The organism is Phaeobacter sp. HS011 (assembly GCF_018101215.1).
GTDB classification, from domain to species: domain Bacteria; phylum Pseudomonadota; class Alphaproteobacteria; order Rhodobacterales; family Rhodobacteraceae; genus Phaeobacter; species Phaeobacter inhibens.
Map to the genome: position 1 here is coordinate 40,670 of NZ_JAGEUF010000014.1, position 21,277 is coordinate 61,946.

Sequence of the window (21,277 nt, forward strand, 5' to 3'; positions counted from 1 at the left end):
TCCTCCCGGGTGGCGGCCGCCATCCGGGGGGGTCTAGCCCTGGTTCAGGACAGCGATTTGGTCCCCGGCCAAGGATTGCCACCTTGGACCAGGGCGCTGATCTGCCAGCTTCAGTAACTTCACATCGTGCAACCGGGGGGTCACGGGTATGAAGACGAAACGGGTCTTTGACGGACAACGGGGTGTCATCACCTCAATTTTTGTAGCGAGTATCTTTGTTAACCTGCTTGTCCTGACAGCGCCGCTGTACATGTTGCAATTGTTTGCCCGGGTCATGGCTTCGGGCAGCATGCCAACCTTGATTGCTTTGACCACCGGCGCGGCGATCGCGCTGGTGTTCTTTTTTCTCTTTGATGTCATTCGCCAGCGCCTCGTCGCCCGCCTCGGCTCGCGGCTGGAAGCCCGGCTGAGCCCGGTTGTCCTGCAAGGGATGATCAGCGGCAACCTGCCCGCGCCCCTGCGCACGGCGGAACCGATCCGCGACATTCAGGATCTGCGCGGCTTTGTCACCAGCCCGGTGTTCATCGCGCTGCTGGATGCGCCCTGGTCGCTGCTGTTCATCGCGCTGATTTTTGTGTTCAGCCCGATCCTCGGGCTGGTCTCGGTGGCCGGGCTGCTGATCCTGCTGGGCCTTGGCGTGCTGAGCGAACTGATGGGACGCGGGCCGGGCAAAACCTCTGAGGAGGCCGCCCGCGAAACCAATGCCGCGGTTGACGAAATGATGGTCAATGCCGAGATCATCCACGCCATGGGCAAGACCTCTGCCCAGATCGGCCGCTGGCGCGGGCGTGCCTTTACCGCGATCCTCTTTGGCACATTGGTCACCGACCGGGTGGCACTGATGACCTCGCTGGCCAAGGCCGTGCGCATGGGGCTGCAAATCGCGGTGCTGGGCGTGGGCGTCGTCTTGGTGATCAACAACCAGCTGACACCGGGTCTGATGATTGCCTCCTCGATCCTTCTGGGCCGGGCGGCGGCGCCGGTGGAGCAATCCATCGCCGGCTGGCGCGCCCTGCTGAAGGCGCGCAGCGCCAAGGAGCGGCTGAACCTGCTTCTGGCCCATGCCGAGGACACCAGCGACCGGATGGAACTGCCCGATCCCACAGGGCGGCTGTCGGTGGAAAATGCCACCGTGGTGCTGCCGGGGCGGCAGGATCCGCTGCTGCTGGATGTCACCCTGTCGTTGCAACCGGGCCATGCGCTGGGGCTGATCGGCCCGTCGGGGGCCGGCAAGACCACGCTGGCCCGCGCGCTGGTGGGGCTGCAACCGCTGGTGCGGGGGCATGTGCGCATCGATGATGCCGCCCTCACCGACTGGGACCCTGAACAGATTGGCCGCCACATCGGATTTCTGCCGCAGCAGGTGGAGCTGTTCCGCGGCACCGTGGCCGAAAACATCGCCATGATGGACCCGAGCGCCAAACCCTCGGATGTGGTGGCCGCTGCCAAACTGGCGCGGGTGCATGAGCTGATCCTGGCCCTGCCCGGCGGGTATAATGCCGAGGTCGGCCCGCGCGGCAGTTTCCTCTCCGCAGGCCAGCGCCAGCGCATCGGTCTGGCGCGCGCCTTCTTTGGCGAGCGCAAGCTGATCGTGCTGGATGAACCCAATGCCAATCTCGACCCCGAAGGCGAAGAGGCCCTGGCCGCCGCCATCGAGGAGGCCTGCGCCCGCGGCGCCATCGTGGTGGTGGTGACCCATCGGCTCAACCTGTTGCGCCGGGTCAGCCATGCCGCCCTGGTGCAGGAGGGGCGCATCGCCCGCTTTGGCGAGGCCCGTCAGATCATCGAGGCCGCCGCCCAGCCGATCAGCCGGCCAGAGGGCGATCCCAAGGTCACAAATTTCACGCCCCGCCGTGAGGCCCGGACCGGGACTGACGCCAGTGCCGCAGCCAGTGCCACAGAAGGAACACAGTCATGAGCAGCAGCGACAGCAGAGATCTGGTGCCCCGCAAGGGCAGCGAGATTGAAATGAGCCGTGGCTTTCAGGACCTGATGCCGGATGGCTTTGCCCTGCCCCGCACCCCGCCCACCCGCGTGCGCCAATTGGTGATGTGGATGCTGGTCTGCGGCTTTGGCCTGTTTGGCGGGCTGGTGTTCTGGGCCACGCAGGCCGAGATGACCAGCGCCGTGGTGGCCTCGGGGCAATTTACCGTGGCGGGCGACCGGCTCAGCGTGCAGCATCTGGAGGGCGGCATCGTCCGCGAGATCAATGTGGCCGAGGGCGATATGGTCGCCGAAGGGGATGTGATTGCGGTGCTGGACGGGCGCCGGATGCGCGCCAGCCGTGCCATTCTGACCAGCCAGATGGCCAGCCTGCTGGCCCAGCAGGCCCGGCTGCAGGCCGAATTGGCTGAGGCCGATCAGATTGAAGTCCCGGCAGAGCTGGACCAGCTGATTGCCGAAGATCCGCAGCTGGTCTCCCTGTTTGAGGTGCAGCGCGATGTCTTCACCAGCAACCGCGCCCTTTATGAAGGGCAGGTGCAGATCCTGCGTGACCGGATTTCCCAGCTGGGCAAGCAGCTCAACGGGCGGCAGGCGCGGATCACCGCAATTGAGGATCAGCTGACCCTGATCAAGGGCGAGGTCGCCGATCTGCACAAGCTCTATGAAAAAGGTCTGGTGCCCAAAACCCGGCTCAGTGACCGGCAGCTGCAACACACCGGGCTGATGGGCACCTTTGGCGCGCTGGAAAGCGACAGCGAAAACATTCAGGAGCGCATTGCCGAGACCGAGGAGCGCATCCTGCAGGTTCACCGCGACACGGTGAACCGGATTTCCAGCGAAACCCAGCTGGTACAGGAACGCATTCTGGATCTGCGCCAGCGGCTGGATGCGGCAGAGGATGTGCTGGAGCGCCAGATCATCCGCGCGCCGCAGGCCGGCCGGGTGGTGGAACTCTCCATCAACACCCTGGGCCAGGTGCTGAACCCGGGTCAGAATGTGCTGGAACTGGTGCCCTCGGGCAGCGATCTGATTGTCGAAACCCGCGTCTCGCCCACCGACATTGACGAGGTGGTGACCGGCGGGCAGGCCCGGGTGCAGCTCACCGCCTATAGTTTCCGCTCCACCCCGCCGGTCCGGGGCGAGGTGGTGATGGTGGCCGCTGACAGTATCGCCGATCTCAACAGCGGCATTCCCTATTACCGCGTTCACATCCGCATTCCGCCCGAAGAGCTGGCGGCGCTGCCCAATGTCAAAACCCTGCCCGGCATGCCCGCGCAGGCGATGATCGAGACAGGCCGGCAGACATTGGCGGATTACCTGCTCAGCCCGGTGCTGCGCAGCATGTCGAACGCCTTGAGAGAGGGGAATGGCTGATCAGGGATGCGCGGCCGGTAAGACGTCTGGCGTTTCATACCTGGGGGGGACCTGATCATCCATCCTTTCGTCCCGCCTGGCCCCTGGCCGGGCGGGTCTTTATTTGGGCAAACCGCCCTCTGGCGGCGCCCCATAAATTAGGTCCGGTTCGGTCCAAATGTTTCGCACGCGAAACATTTGGACAACAATGCTGACCTATTTCAGAGTCTGTCTGCCTGATCTGCCTGATTTGAGAACGCCCTCATATGCGGCTCTGACAAAGGGGTAGCCCCCTGCCCTATTCCGTGGCGCGTTTCTTGACCCAGCCCAGAAACGCCGCATCGGGGCGGCGCAACCGCGGCGCGCCGGAGCGCACCCACATCGTGCGCCAGTCGGCCTCCAGCGCATAGACATCCACACCGGGGATCAGGCTGCGGGCCTGTTCCAGCGTCCGCGCGCTCAGCACCGGCGGGCGCTGGCTGTTGTCCAGTACCGCATGTTTCTGGGAAAACCGGATCAGATCCCCCGGCAGCTCCTCCATCGCGTAATCCGGCAAGGGCTGGGCCGCAATCATGTCGCGCAGCATCTTGCGAAACACCCGACGCGGGCTGGCGGAGCCGGATTTCTTCAACAGCACCTCTACCGAGATCTGCCAGCTGTCCTGGCGGCCGCAATGTTTGCGCGCCAGCTCATAGATGCGCCGCTCCAGCGGTTTGCGCAGACGGAAGTAATCGCGGCTGAGGGTCAGCACCGATTTCGACAGCACCGCGCGGTAGATCCATTCGCTGAGCGTCACCACCACATTGACCATGCGCCCGCCGCGCGCCTTGCGCACGATCTCCCAGCTCTCGATCAGACCAAAGCCGCTGGTGACCTCCTGCCCGCCGGTGACGATATTGGTGGTGATGCGGGTGCCGGCCAGCCGCTCAAACGCTTCGCGCAGACGCCGGTAGGCATCGCCCGAGGTCTCGCGGTTGGTCGCCACCAGCAGATCATGGGCGGTGAGATGCAGCGTGCGGCTGACCTGTCGGCCCGCATTCACCGCCGCCATCAGCTGGCTGATGCAGAAGATCAGGATGTCCTTGTCGTGGATCGTCGCCAGCCCTTTGACCGAGGGCACCACGGTGATCTCGGCACCATTGTGTTCATAGTTCAGAATGCGCCGGTCCGGCCGGGTCCCCAGCGAGAACAGCGGATGCTCCATCGAGGCGAGATCGTTTTTGGGGATCGCATCAAACACATCGCAGAGAAAAAAATCCCCGCCCTGCGCCCCGCCGCCTGCGGTCATCTGGCCTGCCATGTCACTGTCCTGTCTGCTCTGCCCGCCCCCCGTCTGTCCGGGCCTTTTGGCCTCTTTCGGGGTGACTCGCGTCTTCGTGGTTTTGATTACGCCCACCCTAAAGTTATCCACACCACTTCTCAACGGGGGTTCAGAGTCACTGCTTCGGGGGATCAGAGTCAGTCTATCGGGGTTTCAGAATCGCATGGTCCGGAAAAAAGCGCCTCATCGCCAATGAAAAAAGGGCTTTGCGCCTATGCGTGTTGCGCCTTAACTTATATATAACTCAATAATAACAGGTAGAAAAAATCTCCACGGGCAAAATCACCACGGGCATCGCCCCAAAGCCTGCCGATTTTAAGGCCGCAACCCCCGGATTTGCTTAGAAAATTCAAAAGAGATGCGCATATATCTTTCATGTGCGCTGTTTTCTGCTATCATCCGCAAAAGGCCGCACATCAAGAGAGGCTCTTCGGAGATCTTCCTGATGGAAGGGGCGCAGGCAGAGGCATGAGAGCAATGGCACGAGAGACCCAGAAGAAAGACCCAAGCCGCAGTGCGGCCGGGCTGCCCCCCTATTTCAACATCGATCCCGATGCCGCCCTTGGCGATCTGGATACGCCCACCAGCACCGGTGGCTTTGCCGAAATCGCCGAGGCCTGCGCACGGGGCCGTGCGGATCTCTCCAGCCGGGGCATGAATGAGGAAGGGCGCAAATCGCTGCGCCTGTTCTCCACCTGGGAAATCACCCGCTATCTGATCCCGGTCGCCCAGGCCCATTTCCGCCGGGTGCTGAAGGCCAACCCCGATCTGCCGCAGGGGCGCTCCGAGACCGAAGGTGGTGCCAAGTGGTTCACCCTCGACGAGGTGCTGCGCCTGCGCGCGCATTTTGCGGCGCAAGGCTCCAAGGCCAAGGATTACCAGCCCTACCGCCCCGAAGGGCTGCCCGCCAAAATGGTCGCTGTCGCCAACTTCAAAGGCGGCGTCGGCAAGACCTCTACCGCGGCCCATCTGGCGATGTCAGCGGCGCTGGATGGCTACAAGGTGCTGGTGATTGATCTGGATAGCCAGGGCTCGATGACCTCGATCTTTGGTGGCAAGGTCGAAGACGAATGGCAGACCGCCTTCCCGCTCTTGGCGCGCCACTACGGCGATCACCTGCGGCTGGAAAACCAGCGCCGTCTGGATCGCGGCGATGCGCCCCAGCCGCTGGACGACAGCCTGTCGGCGGCGATGGAGATGACGGCAGCGGATGTGATCCAGCCCACCCATTGGCCCAATATCGATCTGATCGGCGCGCAGCTGAACCTCTACTGGGCCGAATTCCAGATCCCGGTCTGGCGGATGGCCGCGCGCAGCTGGAAGCTCTGGGATGCGCTGACCGAGCGGCTGGAGGCCGACGGGGTGCTGGAGCAGTACGACGTGATCTTCATCGACACGCCGCCGGCCCTTGGCTACCTGACCATCAACGGGCTGTCGGCGGCGGATATCCTTCTGGTGCCGATGGGCGCGTCGTTTCTGGAGTTTGACAGTACGGGGCGGTTTTTCGATATGCTGCATTCCACCTTCGCCTCCATCGAGGAGGGCGAAAATCTGGCGGCGCGCGCGCTGGGGCGGCCGGAGATTGCCTTTGAATGGGATGCGGTGCGCACGGTGATCACCCGCTATGACAGCGCCCAGCAGGGGGAGCTGGCAGCCCTGATGCAGGCCTATCTGGGGCCCACCCTGTCGCCGCACCGGCAGGATTACACCGCGCTGATCGGTCAGGCCGGCGAGCAGGTCAATGGCATCTACGAAGCCGATTACCGCGATTTCAACCGCGAAACCTACGCGAGGGGGCGCGAGACCTTTGATGCCACCTATGCGGCCTTCAAGCGGCTCCTGCTGGCGGTCTGGCGCCGGGATGAGTTGCAGATGCAGCGCGCGGCGCAGTAACGGGCTAAAAACACACCGCGCCCCATACTGTGCACCCTGCGGCCCCCAAGGGTAGACAGGGCCGCAAAATCAGAACAGGCGCGACAGAAAAGGACAGGCAGATGGCAAAACGCAAACGGCTTTCCCCGGCACAGCCGACCTATCTCAGCACGGCACCTGAGAACAAATCCGCCCTCGGTGGTCCCGGCACGCTGTCAGCCCCCCCGATTGCGCAGGTCGCCTCCGAGGCCGCCACAGAGGGCGCGCTGCAGGAGCTGACAGCGGTGCTGGAGACTGCGCGCGCCAAGGGGCTGATGATCGAGGAGATCGCGCTTGGCGCCATCGATGAGACCCATCTGGTGCGCGACCGGCTGGAGCAGGACGAGGAAGAGATGGGGGCGCTGGTGGGATCCCTGCGCGCCCGTGGCCAGCAGACCCCGATCGAGGTGGTCGCCCTGGGCCAGACCGCAGATGGCAAGACCCATGGTCTGATCTCCGGCTGGCGCCGTCTGACCGCGATGCGCAGGCTATATGCCGAGAGCAATGATCCCGCCTTTGCCACCATCAAGGCGCTGGTGATTCAGCCCGACGGGGCCGAGGGCGCCTATGTGGCGATGGTTGAGGAAAACGAAATCCGGGTGAACCTCTCCCATTATGAGCGCGCCCGCATTGCGGTACGGGCGCTGCGCGAAGGCGTCTACAGCAGCCAGAAATACGCGCTGCAATCGCTGTTCGCCAATGCCACCCGCGCCAAACGCTCCAAGATCGGCAGCTTTGTCACCCTGGTTGAGGCGCTGGATGAGGATCTGCTGTTTCCCACCGCCATCCGCGAGAAACTGGGGCTGGGGCTGGCGCGGGCCTTTGCGAATACACCAGGCTTTGCTGATGAGGTGGTCGCGGCCCTGCGCGCCACCGCCCGCCCCACGGCAGAGGCGGAACAGGCGGTGCTGAGCCAGCTTCTGGCCGCCTATGAGGGGAGTGAGATGCCCGTCCCCGCTGGTGATCAAGCGGCCTCTGCCGTCCCGATGTCTGAACGGGCATCGGATCCTGCAGAACAGCCTGCCCCGATGCCACGGGTGCGCAGCCTTGATCCTGCGGATCGTATTGGCGCGGATGAGCGGGTGAGCGTGCAGGCCGCCGCTGGCGTGCGGCTGGGATTCACCCCCGGCCAGCAGCGGATCGAACTGACGGGGACAGCGGTCGACAGCACACTGATGGAAGACCTGAAAGCCTGGCTGCGCCGCCGCTGAACAGAGTCTGAGGATGATGTAAAAAGACCCTGATACAGCTGTATCAGGGTCTTTTTGTGTTTGGGATGATGACCGGGTGGGTTTAGCGGCCCACCCCGATATAGGTCTCAAACCCGGCGCGTTTGGCGGCTTTGGCGGTGTAGATATTGCGCAGATCCACCATCCGGGGCTGCGCCATCTTGCGCGCCAGCGCCTTCAGATCGAGGGCGCGGAATTCATTCCATTCCGTCAGCAGCACCACCAGATCCGCATTGCGCGCGGCCTTATAGGGATCGTCTTCCCATCTGACACCGGGCAGCAGATCGCGGCCCTCTGCCTCACCCTGCGGGTCCACCACCCGCACCTTGGCACCGCCCCCAATGAGGGCTGGCACGATGGTGAGGCTGGGCGCCTCGCGCATATCATCGGTATTGGGTTTGAAGGTGACGCCAAGCACCGCGATGGTCTTGCCGTTGAAACTGCCGTCACAGGCGTCGCGCAGCTTCTCCAGCATCCGCGCCTTGACCTCCTGATTGACCCGCATCACCGTTTCGGTGATCTGCATCGGATAGGCGTGGTCCTGACCGATGCGGGCCAGCGCGGCGGTATCCTTGGGAAAACACGACCCGCCATAACCGGGACCGGCATGCAGGAACTTATTGCCGATGCGCCCGTCCAGCCCGATGCCACGGGCGACTTCCTTGACGTCTGATCCCACCCGCTCACAGAGGCCTGCGATTTCATTCATGAAGGTGATCTTGGTCGCCAGAAACGCATTGGCGGCATATTTGATCATCTCGGCGCTTTCGAGATCGGTGGTGAGGATCGGGAAATCGCGCAAATACAATGGCCGGTAGATCTCGGCCATGACCTCGGCGGCGCGGTCGTTCTGCACGCCGACAACCACCCGGTCGGGGCGCATGAAATCATCAATCGCCGCCCCTTCGCGCAGGAACTCCGGGTTGGAGGCCACATCGAAATCCGCCACCGGGTTGGATTTGGCAATCACCTGTTTCACCTGCCGGTTGGTGCCCAGGGGGACGGTCGATTTGGTGACCACCACGGTATAGCCCTGCAGGGCGGCGGCGATCTCCTCGCTGGCGGCCATCACATAGGTGAGATCGGCATGACCATCGCCGCGCCGCGTCGGCGTGCCGACGGCAATGAACACCGCTTCGGCCTCGGCCACGGCGGCGGCCAGATCATCGGTAAAGGACAGCCGACCCGCAGCCACATTGCGCGCCATCAGATCCTCCAGCCCCGGCTCATAGATCGGCACTTCGCCGGCCTGCAGTCGGGCGATCTTGGCGGCGTCCTTGTCAACGCAGACCACGTCATGGCCAAAATCGGAAAAGCAGACGCCGGAGACCAATCCGACGTATCCGGTGCCAATCATTGCAATGCGCATGGGGGCGGTCCTTTGCTGTTGCCTCATGTCCCCCGCTTGAAGGGGCGGGGTGTTGGGGATCAGACATATACGGGCGCGATGGGGGCGGGAACCGGAATTTTAGGCGCGCGGGGAATAGGTCCGGTTCGGACCAAATGTTTCGCACGCGAAACATTTGGTCAATCATGCTGACCTAATAGAGGAGGGTGTCTTGATCCCGATTTCACAGAAATCGGGAGGCCTGCGGCGCGAGTATTTAGGGAAAGGTGACAGGTCAGAAGCGCATGTCGCGCCAGATCAGCCCTGCCCCGGATCAGCCTTGGGTGTCGCCGTAATACGCCCGGTACCAAGTGACAAACCGCGCGACGCCCTCTTCGACGGGGACCTGTGGCTCATAGCCGGTGAGCTGGCTCAGCAAGCTGGTGTCGGCCCAGGTGGCAGGCACATCGCCAGGCTGCATCTCCATCAGGTTTTTTTGCGCGGTGATCCCCAGCGCGGTTTCCAGCGCCGCGATATAGTCCATCAGCGGCGTGGGGCTGGAGGCGCCGATATTGACCACCCGGAAGGGGGCGACAGGGCTGAGATTGTCCTGTTCCGAGACCGGCTGATCCCCCGGCACCGCGTCGATCAGCCCGGTGATGCCCGCGACCAGATCGTCGATATAGGTGAAATCCCGGCTCATCCTGCCGTGATTGTAGACGTCGATCGGCTGACCTGCCTGCATCGCCCTGGTGAATTTGAACAGCGCCATATCGGGCCGGCCCCAGGGGCCATAGACGGTGAAAAACCGGAACATCGTGGTCGGCAGCCCGTAGAGATGGGCATAGGAATGGGCCATCGTCTCGCCCGCCTTCTTGGTGGCGGCGTAAAAGGACATCTGGTGATCCGCCTGCTGGCGCTCATCAAAGGGCATCTGGGTGTTGGCGCCATAGGCCGAGGAGGTGGAGGCGATCAGCATATGGGCGGGCGGATGGGCGCGGGCGGCCTCCAGGAGCTCAAAGGTGCCGATCAGATTGGCCTCAAGATAATCGCGCGGCGCATCGATGGAATGGCGTACCCCGGCCTGGGCGGCGAGATGGATCACCGCATCCGGTTTATGGGTGGCAAACAGCCCCATCAGGCGGTCGGGATCTTCCAGCTTGCCAATGATTGGCGTGAAGCCGGGGTGTTCCGCCAGCCGTGCGTGGCGGCACTCCTTCAGGCGGACATCATAATAGGGCGAGAGGCAATCCAGCCCAATGACACGCCAGCCTGCGGCCAGCAGCCGGTCTGCCAGGTGATAGCCGATAAAGCCGGCCGATCCGGTGATAAGAGCGGTTTTCATGCCCCTTAGGTGGCGGCTTGGGCGCGGGGTGTCAATGCGTCCTGCGGCGCGGGAAAGCGACCTGTAACCGGCAGGTGAATTGACAGCACGGTCTATTTATGAGCTTTGCGCTCTGAACCAAAATACCCCGCCGCCCGCAGGAGCCGCTGTCGCTGTGAATGAAACCCTGATCCCCGAGCCTGCGCTTCAGGCTGATATGCAGGCCAATATGCAGCAGGCCGGCGCCGGACGTCTGGTTGCGGTGGTGGTCACTTATAACCGGCTTGCGAAACTCAAGGTGACATTGGCGCGGCTGCTGGACAGTCCCGCGCAGGAACTGGCGGCGCTGGTGGTGGTGGACAATGCCTCCAACGATGGGACCGGTGACTGGCTGGCAAGCTGGGGCGCGGATCATCCGCGTGTCGATGTGGTGACCAGTGCCACCAATCAGGGCGGGGCCGGCGGTTTTGCCTTGGGAATGCAGCGCGCGACGGAGGCCCATGCACCAGACTGGCTGGTGGTGATGGATGATGATGGCCGCCCGGAACCCGGCGGGCTGACGGCGTTCCACGCCATGGGGCAGAGCGGCGCGCTGGCCCATTGGGACGCGGTGGCGGCGGCGGTCTATTTCCCAAGCGGCGAGATTTGCGAGATGAACCGCCCCTCGCGCAATCCGTTCTGGAGCTTTGGGCATTTCCTGTCCACCGCCCGCAAAGGGCGCGATGGGTTCCATATTCCGCGCCGCGCCTATGACGGCGGGCTGAGCGCGATTGATGTGACGTCTTTTGTGGGGTTCTTCATCTCAGCAGAGGCGGTGCGGCGGGTGGGCTATCCGGATCCAAAGCTGTTCATCTACGGCGATGATGCGCTTTATACGCTGGGGCTGAGTGCTGCGGGGGGGCGCATCTGCTTTGCCGCCGATGTGCGGTTTGAGCATGATTTTTCCACCTTCAGCAATGGTGACAGCGGCCAGCGGTTTCGGCCGCTGTGGAAGGTCTATTACCATCACCGCAATCTGCTGCTGCTTTATCGGCAGGCGGCGGGCTGGCTGTTCTGGCCGGTGCTGCTGCTGATCCTGCCCAAATGGATCCTGAAAGTGCGTCATCATCCCGGCGTGCGCCGGGCCTATCTGCGGCTCACCTGGCTGGCGGTGCGCGATGGGCTGTTGCGGCGGTTGGGGCGCAGCCACGGTGAGGTGCTGGCAGAGGCCCGCGAATAAAGCGCAGATCAGCGGTTGAGGATGACCCGGTGATAGCGGCGCATCAGGATCAGACCCAGGGCGGTCAGCGTCATACCGATCAGCAGCACATAGGCATGGCTGACGTAATCAGCATTATAGGTGGGATAGAATCCGGTGCGCATCAGCCCGGTGATATGCAGCAGTGGATTATACCACAGCACGTCCTGCGCCACCGGCGGCAGATCCTCGTAGATATAGATCACGCCGGAGGCCAGAAACAGCGGTCGGGTGATGATTGACCAGGCCACATCCCACAAGGGAAACAGCCCCATCAGCACCGCATTGATGCAGCCCACCCCCAGCCCCAGCACCATTGCGAGGGTGATGGCTTCGACCAGCGGTGGCAGGTCAATGGCGGTGCGGCTGTCGATCACCGCAAGGATGCCGGTGATCAGAAGTGTGGTGATGACAATCCCGGTCAGGCTGTTCAGCACAAACCGCGCCAGGATCGCATCCAGCCAGGTGACAGCGGGGTAGCGCAGCAGGGGGCGGGAATAGGCAAGCGCCCGCGCAACGGTGCCGGACAGAGTCTGATACAGGTTAAATGGCAGAAATCCGGTGGCGTAGAACAAGAGGAAACTGGTGCCAAGCGACGGCGTGCGGATCACCAGCGAGAAGCCCAGCGACAGGAACAGGATCGCGGCGAGTGGTTCCAGAATGCCCCAGAGGTAGCCGCCGGGCGTACGCCCGTAGCGCGTCGACATCTCGCGCAGCACCAGCGCCGCGACGGTGCGCAGTGTTGCCATGCTGCGGCGATGGCGATGGTGCGGATTCGCGGCGGGGCTGGCGGGGATCTGGGCTGGCGTCTGGGCGGGCGCCTGTGCCGTGACCTGTGTCTTTGGCGGGCTTAATGGGCGGGGCTGAGCCGGGGGCGCAGAAGAAGACAGGCTGGCCATGAACACCCCATGAATACCCATTGTGAAACGCGGATCGCGAGCGGTATTATGAGAGAAACAAAAGACAATGACAAACGGCTTGGGGCAGGGTGCTTTTGGGCCAGGACAGGTTGATCATGACACAGACGCCCCCGTCGTCCCTGACCGGACGCCCCGCTTCAGATGAGGCGACATCAGAGGAGGCGGCTGCGGCAGATACCGCAGCAAGCACAGCAACCGGTACACCCGCGGCCTCCCCTGCTGCCACAGCATCGGACAGCGCCCCGGATGCGGCAGAGGCCGCCGCCCCCGCCCAGCGGGTGCCGGATCCTGTCAAACAGCTGAAGCGGGTGCGCCGCAAGGCGCGCAAGGCCGAGGCCGCCGTGGCCGAGTTGGAGGCGCGCATCGCCGAGGCCGAGCAACGTCCGGCCTATCCGCTGGCACGGCCTGCCAGCATGAAAAAACGCCACTGGGGGCTGGTGATCAGCTTTGTGGCGCTGGTGCTGGCGCCGCTCCTGGCGGTGATGATCTATCTCTGGACCTTTGCCGAGGATCAATATGCCTCAACCGCAGGCTTTACCGTGCGCAGCCAGGAAAGCAGCGGCGCCAATGATCTGCTTGGCGGGCTGGCGCAGTTCGCAGGCACCAGCAGCGCCTCGGACAGTGATATCCTCTATGAATTCATCCAGAGCCAGGAAATGGTGGCTGCGGTCGATGCGGCGGTGGACCTGCAGGGGCATTACAGTGCGCTCTGGCCGCGCGACTGGGTCTTTGCGCTCTGGCCGGAGGCCTCGCTGGAGGATCTGACCTGGTACTGGCAGCGCATTGTCGGGATCTCTTTTGACAGCGGCTCGGGGCTGATTGAGGTGCAGGCGCTGGCCTTTGATGCGGCGACCGCGCAGGCCATCACAAAGGCCATCGTGGCCGAGAGTCAGACTCGCATCAATGCGCTGAATGAACAGGCGCGCGCCGATGCGATGCGCTATGCCCGCGCCGATCTGGATGAGGCGCTGGAGCGGCTGAAGGACGCCCGCCAGTCGCTGACCAGTTTTCGCACCCGCACCCGGATCGTGGATCCCGAGGCCGATATTCAGGGCCGCATGGGGGTGATGAACAATCTCCAGCAGCAACTGGCCGAGGCGCTGATCCAATATGACCTTCTGCGGGGCACGGTGACCGCGGCGGATCCGCGGCTGACCAAGGCGCAGCAGCATATCGACGTCATTCGTGACCGCATCAATATCGAACGGCAGACCTTTACCTCCAACAACACCGACACTGGCGGCGTCGGAGAGGATTACCCGTCGCTGATTGCCGAATTCGAACGGCTGACGGTGGACCGCGAATATGCCGAGGAAAGCTATCGTGCCGCGCTGACGGCGCTGGAGGTGGCGCGCGATGATGCCGCCCGTCAGAGCCGCTATCTGGCGACCTATATCAACCCCACCCGCGCCACCGAGCCGGAATATCCCCGCCGCGCAGTGCTGGCAGCCCTGGCCGGGCTGTTCCTGCTGCTGACCTGGTCGATTCTGGCGCTGATCTACTATTCGATCCGCGATCGCAGCTAGGGCGAGGGGGCAGGGCGGTGATCCGGTTTGAAAATCTGACGAAGAGCTTCTGGCTCAAGGGGGAGCGGCGGATTGTCATCGACAATCTGAACCTGACGCTGCCGACGGGACGGTCGCTGGCGCTTCTGGGGCGCAATGGCGCGGGCAAATCCACCCTGCTGCAGCTGGTGGCGGGCACCATGCGCCCCGATCATGGCGAGATCATCTCCGACGGGTCGATTTCCTGGCCAGTGGGGCTGGCAGCGTCGTTTCACGGCGATCTGAGCGGCGCGGAAAACGTCCGTTTCATTGCGCGGATTTACGGCGTGGATACCGATGATCTGGTGGGGTTTGTCGAAGATTTTGCCGAATTAGGCAAATTCTACCATATGCCGATGCGCAGCTATTCCTCTGGGATGCGGGCGCGGCTGACCTTTGGCGCGTCTATGGGGATCAAGTTCGACACCTATCTGGTGGATGAGGTGACGGCGGTGGGCGATGCCGCCTTCAAGCGTAAAAGCCGCGATATCTTTACCGACCGGATGCGCCATTCCAGCGCCATTCTGGTCAATCATTCGATGCGCCAGCTGCGCCAGTTCTGCAATGCCGGTCTGGTTCTGGACAATGGCCGGCTGCGCTATTTCAGCGATCTGGATGAGGCCATTGCCGAGCATCACCGCCTGATGGCGGTCTGACAGGGGCTGATGTGCCCGGTAATTTTTTCCGTAACGAGCTGATATAAAAGGAAAATGCAGGTCTTTGCCGGCGCTGAAACCGATCCTTGTATGCCTCTGGATTGTTTGACAAAAAGGGCAGGGGACGCAAACAGGACGGGGTGCCGGGGTGAATATACTGATGGTGGGCGCAGGGCTTTCGGGCGCTGTGATCGGGCGGCATCTGGCCGAAGCGGGTCACAAGATCACGGTGCTGGACAGCCGCGACCATATCGGCGGCAATTGCCATACCGAGCGCGACGCCGAGACCGGCGTCATGGTGCATGTCTATGGGCCGCATATTTTCCACACCGATGACGCTGAGGTCTGGGACTATGTGAACGGGTTTGAGACCTTCCTGCCCTATAAAAACCGGGTGAAGACCACCAGCCTGGACCCCGAAGGGCGGCGTGGCGTGTTCTCGCTGCCGGTGAACCTGCACACCATCAATCAGTTCTTCGGCAAGACGCTGCGCCCCGAAGAGGCGCATGATTTCATCACCGAAGAGCAGGCCGATACCTCCATCACCGATCCGCAGACCTTTGAGGAACAGGCGCTGCGCTTTGTGGGCCGCGATCTTTATGAGGCGTTTTTCAAAGGCTACACGATCAAGCAATGGGGCGTGGCGCCCAGTGCGCTGCCAGCCTCGATCCTGAAGCGGCTGCCGGTGCGGTTCAACTACGACGACAATTACTTCTTCCACAAATATCAGGGCATGCCGGAGAACGGCTATACCGCGATGATTGAAAAAATCCTCGATCATCCGGGCATAACGGTCAAGTTAGAGACTGTTTTTGACCAATCACAGGCCGCGGATTACGACCATGTGTTCTACTCCGGACCTTTGGACGGGTATTTCAACTACCAGCTGGGGCGGCTTGGCTACCGGACGCTGGATTTCGAACGTTTCACCCATCAGGGCGATTATCAGGGCTGCGCGGTGATGAACTACGGTGAGGAAGCCGTGCCTTACACCCGCATCACCGAACACAAGCATTTCGCCCCCTGGGAAAGCCACGAGGGGTCGGTCTGCTACCGCGAGTTTTCCCGCGCCGCAGAGCCTGAGGATATCCCCTATTACCCGATCCGCCAGGTCGAGGAAAAAGCGCTGCTGGGGGAGTATGTGGCGCTGGCCGAACAGGCCGAGGGCGTCACCTTTGTCGGCCGTCTGGGCACCTATCGCTATCTCGATATGGATGTGACCATCCGCGAGGCGCTGGACACCGCACGCGGGTTTCTGGCGGCGCAGGAAAACCGCGCGCCGGTTCCGGCCTTCTTTGTGGCGCCGCTCTGAGCGGATCGAGAGGGCTGTTGCAGGCGGCTTGGTCTGGACCCGTACCGGATGTTAGAGTAGGGCTTGGGCGCCGGAAAATAAGGCTGATGAAGTAACGAGATGGAGCCGATGAGCGACAAAACCGGAGCCAGACCCAAGACGCTTGTGATTCACATCGGCGACCACAAGACCGGGACCACCACCATCCAGAATGCGCTGGCTGTGGGGAGCATTCAGCTGCATGATGCCAAGCTGCTCTACCCGGCCAAGATGAACCACAATTACCTGACCGGGTTCATCACCAGCTATCGCAAGGGCACGCCCCTGCCCAAACATCTGGAGGATCGCGACGGTCTGACAGAGGTGGCAGCCCAGATCGCGGCCTCGGATGCGGATTATGCGGTGCTGTCTGCCGAGGCGTTTGAGAATATCCCGGCACCGGAATTCCATGATCTGGTCGAGACCTTTTTTCGCGGCTGCGCCGATCGCATCCATATCGTGGCCTATGTGCGCCCTCATGCGCAGCGGATCCTGTCGAGCTATGCCGAGCAGATCAAGATCGGCTGGTACCGGGGCAGCATGCAGGAGTTCTTTGACCACAACCTGCAAAACGGCCGCTTCCATTACGCGCCGCGCTTTGCCCAGTGGCGGGAGCTGTTCGGCGATGAGTTCACCCTGCGCCCGATGATCCGCAAAGAGCTGAAAAATGGCTCGGTGCTGGATGATTTTGCCGAGGTGGCCTTTGACGGGCGGCCCTGCACGGTGGAGGAATTCGAGCCGGAAAACCAGGCCATGACCGTGCGCGAGCTGGCGCTGATGTATTTCCTGCAAGGCCAGTTTCAGGAACAGGACCCCTGGCTGCGTCACACGCTGGGCTGGGAGCTGTCGCGTCAGCTGGACCGGTCGCGCGGCGACAGCGAGGCCAAGGTGCGCAAACTGGTGATGGCGCGCGATCTGGCGGAGGCCGCCACCGCCGCCTATCGCTGCGATGCCGAGGTCATGGATGCCACATTCTTTGAGGGTCGGCCGCTGATGCAGACCGCGCTGCGGGATATGGAAAAACAATCGGCCCCCTGCGCCCCGTCGCTGGACCCCAGCCAGTTTTTCAGCCCCGAACATCTGCGCAACCTGACCGTTATGGCCAAGATCATCGAAGGCATGCTGGAGCGGCAGGGCAAATGGCCCTCCTATTTCCACAGTCACCGGATCAAGGATATTGAGCGGCACAAGAATGCGCGTCTGGGGCTGGATGAAAACGGCGATCCGCTGGAGCCCGAGGCGGAGATGCCCGCCGGATCCGAGACCGCAGCGACACCTGCCCCACAGAGCGCCGTAACCACATCTGACACGCCGGCCCAAACGCCCCCGCCCGCGCGCGTCCTCGCAGATGCCGCCGCAGGCGCTGCGCCACAGAAGGATCAGCCATGAATATCCGTTCCTCCCTTGCTGCGGTCATTGTGACCTATAACCGGCTGGACAAGCTGAAGCGCGTGATCGCCGCCCTGCAGGCACAGACCTGCCTGCCGGAACGGGTTTTTGTGATCGACAATGCCTCCACCGATGAGACCGGCAGCTGGTTGACCCAACTGCAGAAGGACGACCCCCGGTTTCAGCATGTGCGCCTGCCGGAAAACATCGGCGGCGCCGGTGGCTTTTACGAGGGCGCGCGGGTGGCCTATGAGGAAGGCTATGACTTCATCTGGTTCAGCGATGATGATGCTTATCCCGACCCCAATGCCATTGAGCTGCTGCTGACCGGCATCAAGGATTTCGAGGCGCGGTTCACCTGGCGGCCGTCTTTTGCCTGTTCGGCGGTGAAATGGACCAATGGCGATCTCTGCGAGATGAACACGCCCTCAACGGTCTGGGACTGGCCGCGGTTCTACAGCCCCGAGACGCCCTATTTCCTGGTCGGCTCCTGTTCCTTTGTCTCGGTTCTGGTGCCGCGTTGGGCGATCCAGAAACATGGCTTTCCGATCAAGGAATATTTCATCTGGTACGATGACGCCGAATACACCCAGCGTATCGCCAAATCTTATCCTGGCATCTACTGCCCCAACAGCGTGGTGGTCCATGATGTGCCGGAAAACAAGGGCGTGAACTATTCGCTGGTGAACCAGGCCAATATCTGGAAATTCCGCTATGGTGCGCGCAATGAGGCGTCGTTCCGCCGCCGTGAACAGGGCTGGGCCGGGGTGGCTGTCTTTGCCCGCGGGGTGCGCCGACAGATGCGCCAGGGCAATGTGGAAAAATCACTGCGCCGCGAGGTCTATAAGGCGATCTGGCGGGGCTGTTCCTTTAACCCGCAGATCATCCGCCCCGATCCCGACACCGGCGTCTGACACCGGCGTCTATATAAGACCGTTTCCAACAGGTCACACAATCCGGCAGGCAGCCAGACCACGAGGCAGGAGCCCCCATGTCCCAGGACAGAGACTACATCGATCAGGAGATCACCCAGATCCGTTTCATCTATGAAACGCTCTATCCCGAGACCCCGGTCGAGACCCATATGTGGTGGGAAAAGGCCAAGCTGCCGACCCCGGCGGTGCAGCCGCAGGATATGTCCTATGGCGCCGAGATGATGGCGCTGACCTATATCGGCAACCTGCGCACCGGACCGCAGGAGACCCCGGCGCTGCCGGGCAAACGGGTGTTTGTTACCATTCCCTCGCCGCGCCAGGTGGCGGTGCGGGAAAGTTCTGGCGGCGTGCCCTGGCACAAGCGGCCACGCAAATACCGGGCCATTCATGCGCTCTCGCCGATTCTGGCAGAGCAGATGAAATATCAGATCGAGGCGCGGCGCTGGCGCAAACTTCCCGCCCGGCATAAATTCTCCCGGCTGGCCTGTTCGCGTGGCATCTTTGAAACCCAGAAGATGGCCCCTGAGGGCCGCCATGGCGGCAAGGATCCGGCGATCCTGATCGGGTTGCACTGGCTGGATGTGGGCGGCGCCGAAAGCCTTGGCATCGACAGCATCCAATGGGCGCTGGACGCCGGGTTGCGGGTGTTTGTCATGGTTGGGCAGGAAGGCCCCGAACGGCTGCTGGCCAAGCTGCCGGAAGATCCGCGCCTGCAGCTGATCCGCACCGATCGCTACCTGCCGCGCAGCCAGACCAGTGCCTTTGTCAGCCAGTTGATTGCGCAGGAAAACATCATCCTCACCCACAACCATCACTGTGTGCCGCTCTATGATGCGCTGCCCACGATCAAGCTGCGCCATCCGCATGTGGTCAACCTCGACAGCACTCATATCGTGGAATACGCCGATGGCGGTTATCCGCGGATTTCCGGTGTCTGGAGCAATTACATCGATCATCACCATGTGATCAGCGGCGATCTGGAGCGGTTCTACAAGGAGCGGTTTCGGGTCTATGGCAGCAAGCTGGTGCTGGGGCGTCTGCTGGATGACAGCCGCCGCGGCGCAGAAGTGGCACCGGTGCGGATCAAGGCCGGGCAGACCCGCTGCCGCGTCGCCTTTGTCGGACGGATGGTGCATCAGAAACGCCCGGTGGTGGCGCTGTCGATCATCCGGCGGCTGCGGGCCTGGGGCAAACGCAACGGGGTGGATTTCCGCTTTGATATGGTGGGCGAGGGCCCCTATCGCGGGGCGGTGGAACATCTTTTGACCCGCTACCGGCTTGCGGATGTGGTGCATTTGCATCCCGCGGGCACCGATGTGCCGGCGCTCCTGGGCGAAAGCGATATCCTCCTGGTGCCATCGTCGAACGAAGGGCTGGCGCTGGTCTGCTATGAGGCGATCGAGGCTGGCTGCGTGCCGATCTGCTCCGACGTGGGCGCGCAGGCTGAGATCTGCCCGCCGGAAACCCTGGTGGCCTGGTCGCCGCTGCAGGCTGTGCGCGACAGCGTCGCGGTGGTGCAGCGGCTGTTGCGCGAGGAGGGTTTTGCCGAGACGGTGGAGGCCGGCCAGCGCGCCCGGATGCAGGCCTTGCAGGCTGACCCCTCGGCGCGCGAGGTGCTGGACCGGCTGTATCGTGATGCGCTGGCGGCGGTTGCGGCGGAACAACCGCTCCCGAAAGAAGCTGCCACGCGCCGTAAGACCAAGAGCAAGGCCCCGGCATGACCCGCAGGCTGTGGCTGCATATCGGCTCGCATAAGACCGGATCGACCTCGTTGCAGACCGCGCTGCGGCAGGGGCAGAGCGACAAGACTCTGGGTGGCTGGAGCTATCTGCACGCAAGGCCGCGGGTGGATTTCAACCCGCTGGTGCGCTGCCATGGCATGGGCGCGGGACTGCACACTGAACTGCGCTGGCCGTTTCTGGAGCGGCGCATGGCGGATGCCGATCATCGCGGCCATGGCGACTGTATCCTGTCCAGCGAGATGCTGTTCTGGCTGATGGATGTCGCGGATCTGGAGGCGCTGCGCCAGCAGCTGCGTGCGCATTTCGACGAGATCAGCGTGGTGGCCTATCTGCGCCGTCAGGATGCGCTGGCGCTGTCGCACCGCAAACAGGTGGTGATGGGGCGGGCGGCCTATCAGTTCTACGGCGCGCAGATCCGGGGGCTGCCCGAGTTCCAGCCGCATATGATGCGCTATTTCGACTATGCCACCAAACTGGCGCGGTGGGAGCAGGTGTTCGGGGCCGGGAATGTCACCGTGCGCCGGTTCCAGCGCAGCGATCTGGTGGGCGGCGATACGGTGCTGGATTTCTACCATTTGGTGGGGCTGACGCCGCCGCCGGAGCTGCCGCAGGAAAACGCGGCCTGGTCGCGCAGCCAGTTGCTGGCGGGGCTGTGGCTGCGCCAGCGCGGCTATCCGCGCCAAAGCTTTGCCGAGGCGGTGCAGGAGCTGCCGGATGATGGCCGGCTGATGCCCGCGCGGGCAGAGGCGGCGGCGTTTCTGGCGCGGTTTGAGGCGATCAACCGGGCGCTGGCGGCGCGCTATGACCCGCAGGGGCCGGAGATGTTCTTTGATTGTGATCTGAGCCGTTATCCGGAGGTGGGCAATGGCGAGGGGCTGGAAGGCGACGCGGTGGTGACGCCAGAGGTGCTGGCCGAGCTTGAATCGCGGGCGCGGGCGGAGATGGCCGCGCGGGAGCTGCCGCTGGATGCGCTGAACCCGGATGACCGGCTTTAATCACCACACAGACCACGACGCAGACCACCCGGGCTGACCAGTGATCTGATCCCCCTGCAAGAGATTGCGGGGGGATTTTTTATGCGGGCGCGGGGCCGGTCATGGGAGATCAGGTCAGAG

The 21,277-nt window shown here is 63.0% G+C and carries 16 protein-coding genes; 12 read left to right on the top strand and 4 right to left on the bottom strand.

The window, feature by feature from the left end; genetic code table 11:
• Positions 1 to 148: 148 nt before the first annotated feature.
• Positions 149 to 1,918 carry a type I secretion system permease/ATPase gene (locus J4721_RS19275; protein WP_102888888.1) on the top strand — a complete coding sequence of 590 codons (1,770 nt, stop codon included), beginning with the start codon at positions 149 to 151 and terminating at the stop codon, positions 1,916 to 1,918.
• On the top strand, positions 1,915 to 3,318 hold the full coding sequence (locus J4721_RS19280) for an HlyD family type I secretion periplasmic adaptor subunit (RefSeq protein WP_027246746.1): 1,404 nt from the start codon (positions 1,915 to 1,917) through the stop codon (positions 3,316 to 3,318). Before J4721_RS19275 ends, J4721_RS19280 begins: the two co-directional genes overlap by 4 nt.
• A 277-nt stretch (positions 3,319 to 3,595) precedes the next feature.
• On the opposite strand, the gene J4721_RS19285 is transcribed toward J4721_RS19280, so the two are convergent.
• The gene (locus J4721_RS19285) at positions 3,596 to 4,597 is read right to left on the bottom strand and encodes a replication initiator protein A (RefSeq protein ID WP_044041141.1); all 1,002 of its coding nucleotides are present in this window, start codon (positions 4,595 to 4,597) and stop codon (positions 3,596 to 3,598) included.
• Between the two features lie 498 nt (positions 4,598 to 5,095).
• Here J4721_RS19285 and J4721_RS19290 point away from each other — a divergent pair, with 498 nt between their 5' ends.
• The gene (locus J4721_RS19290; protein ID WP_211003388.1) at positions 5,096 to 6,511 is read left to right on the top strand and encodes an AAA family ATPase; all 1,416 of its coding nucleotides are present in this window, start codon (positions 5,096 to 5,098) and stop codon (positions 6,509 to 6,511) included.
• A 101-nt stretch (positions 6,512 to 6,612) separates the two neighbouring features.
• A complete protein-coding gene (locus J4721_RS19295; protein WP_102860032.1) occupies positions 6,613 to 7,740 on the top strand; it encodes a ParB N-terminal domain-containing protein in 1,128 nt (375 codons plus the stop codon).
• Between the two features lie 82 nt (positions 7,741 to 7,822).
• Here J4721_RS19295 and J4721_RS19300 read toward each other — a convergent pair whose 3' ends face one another.
• Together J4721_RS19300 and J4721_RS19305 are read right to left on the bottom strand one after the other, a co-directional pair.
• Positions 7,823 to 9,127, bottom strand: a complete 1,305-nt coding sequence (locus J4721_RS19300; RefSeq protein WP_211003387.1) for a UDP-glucose/GDP-mannose dehydrogenase family protein — start codon at positions 9,125 to 9,127, stop codon at positions 7,823 to 7,825.
• Positions 9,128 to 9,419: 292 nt separating this feature from the next.
• Entirely contained in the window at positions 9,420 to 10,430 is a 1,011-nt protein-coding gene (locus J4721_RS19305) for an NAD-dependent epimerase/dehydratase family protein (protein WP_211003386.1), read from the bottom strand.
• Between the two features lie 154 nt (positions 10,431 to 10,584).
• Between J4721_RS19305 and J4721_RS19310 the strand changes: the two genes are divergently transcribed.
• Positions 10,585 to 11,628 carry a glycosyltransferase gene (locus J4721_RS19310; protein ID WP_211003385.1) on the top strand — a complete coding sequence of 348 codons (1,044 nt, stop codon included), beginning with the start codon at positions 10,585 to 10,587 and terminating at the stop codon, positions 11,626 to 11,628.
• An 8-nt stretch (positions 11,629 to 11,636) separates the two neighbouring features.
• Here J4721_RS19310 and J4721_RS19315 read toward each other — a convergent pair whose 3' ends face one another.
• On the bottom strand, positions 11,637 to 12,545 hold the full coding sequence (locus tag J4721_RS19315; RefSeq protein WP_014876633.1) for an ABC transporter permease: 909 nt from the start codon (positions 12,543 to 12,545) through the stop codon (positions 11,637 to 11,639).
• 116 nt (positions 12,546 to 12,661) lie between these two features.
• Between J4721_RS19315 and J4721_RS19320 the strand changes: the two genes are divergently transcribed.
• The 7 genes from J4721_RS19320 (at position 12,662) to J4721_RS19350 (ending at position 21,157) form a co-directional block, all read left to right on the top strand.
• Positions 12,662 to 14,092, top strand: coding sequence for a sugar transporter (locus J4721_RS19320; RefSeq protein ID WP_211003384.1), 1,431 nt, complete (start codon positions 12,662 to 12,664; stop codon positions 14,090 to 14,092).
• A gap of 17 nt (positions 14,093 to 14,109) precedes the next feature.
• Positions 14,110 to 14,766 (top strand): ABC transporter ATP-binding protein, encoded by a 657-nt coding sequence (locus J4721_RS19325; RefSeq protein ID WP_014876631.1) that lies wholly within the window; start codon positions 14,110 to 14,112, stop codon positions 14,764 to 14,766.
• Positions 14,767 to 14,914: 148 nt separating this feature from the next.
• The gene (gene glf / locus J4721_RS19330) at positions 14,915 to 16,078 is read left to right on the top strand and encodes a UDP-galactopyranose mutase (RefSeq protein WP_371816099.1); all 1,164 of its coding nucleotides are present in this window, start codon (positions 14,915 to 14,917) and stop codon (positions 16,076 to 16,078) included.
• A 108-nt stretch (positions 16,079 to 16,186) separates the two neighbouring features.
• Entirely contained in the window at positions 16,187 to 17,485 is a 1,299-nt protein-coding gene (locus tag J4721_RS19335; protein ID WP_244915718.1) for a hypothetical protein, read from the top strand.
• A complete protein-coding gene (locus tag J4721_RS19340) occupies positions 17,482 to 18,399 on the top strand; it encodes a glycosyltransferase family 2 protein (RefSeq protein ID WP_014889414.1) in 918 nt (305 codons plus the stop codon). The genes J4721_RS19335 and J4721_RS19340 overlap by 4 nt, the downstream gene beginning before the upstream one ends.
• A gap of 77 nt (positions 18,400 to 18,476) precedes the next feature.
• The gene (locus J4721_RS19345) at positions 18,477 to 20,141 is read left to right on the top strand and encodes a glycosyltransferase family 4 protein (protein ID WP_211003383.1); all 1,665 of its coding nucleotides are present in this window, start codon (positions 18,477 to 18,479) and stop codon (positions 20,139 to 20,141) included.
• On the top strand, positions 20,138 to 21,157 hold the full coding sequence (locus J4721_RS19350) for a hypothetical protein (protein ID WP_211003382.1): 1,020 nt from the start codon (positions 20,138 to 20,140) through the stop codon (positions 21,155 to 21,157). The genes J4721_RS19345 and J4721_RS19350 overlap by 4 nt, the downstream gene beginning before the upstream one ends.
• The last annotated feature ends 120 nt before the right edge of the window (positions 21,158 to 21,277 follow it).

Bases quoted from the DNA above. Each gene is read 5' to 3' on its own strand.
- J4721_RS19320 (WP_211003384.1), top strand. From the start codon at position 12,662: ATGACACAGACGCCCCCGTCGTCCCTGACCGGACGCCCCGCTTCAGAT.
- J4721_RS19290 (WP_211003388.1), top strand. From the start codon at position 5,096: ATGGCACGAGAGACCCAGAAGAAAGACCCAAGCCGCAGTGCGGCCGGG.
- J4721_RS19285 (WP_044041141.1), bottom strand. From the start codon at position 4,597: ATGGCAGGCCAGATGACCGCAGGCGGCGGGGCGCAGGGCGGGGATTTT.
- J4721_RS19300 (WP_211003387.1), bottom strand. From the start codon at position 9,127: ATGCGCATTGCAATGATTGGCACCGGATACGTCGGATTGGTCTCCGGC.
- J4721_RS19295 (WP_102860032.1), top strand. From the start codon at position 6,613: ATGGCAAAACGCAAACGGCTTTCCCCGGCACAGCCGACCTATCTCAGC.
- J4721_RS19305 (WP_211003386.1), bottom strand. From the start codon at position 10,430: ATGAAAACCGCTCTTATCACCGGATCGGCCGGCTTTATCGGCTATCAC.
- J4721_RS19340 (WP_014889414.1), top strand. From the start codon at position 17,482: ATGAATATCCGTTCCTCCCTTGCTGCGGTCATTGTGACCTATAACCGG.
- J4721_RS19280 (WP_027246746.1), top strand. From the start codon at position 1,915: ATGAGCAGCAGCGACAGCAGAGATCTGGTGCCCCGCAAGGGCAGCGAG.
- J4721_RS19275 (WP_102888888.1), top strand. From the start codon at position 149: ATGAAGACGAAACGGGTCTTTGACGGACAACGGGGTGTCATCACCTCA.
- J4721_RS19350 (WP_211003382.1), top strand. From the start codon at position 20,138: ATGACCCGCAGGCTGTGGCTGCATATCGGCTCGCATAAGACCGGATCG.
- J4721_RS19335 (WP_244915718.1), top strand. From the start codon at position 16,187: ATGAGCGACAAAACCGGAGCCAGACCCAAGACGCTTGTGATTCACATC.
- J4721_RS19345 (WP_211003383.1), top strand. From the start codon at position 18,477: ATGTCCCAGGACAGAGACTACATCGATCAGGAGATCACCCAGATCCGT.
- J4721_RS19315 (WP_014876633.1), bottom strand. From the start codon at position 12,545: ATGGCCAGCCTGTCTTCTTCTGCGCCCCCGGCTCAGCCCCGCCCATTA.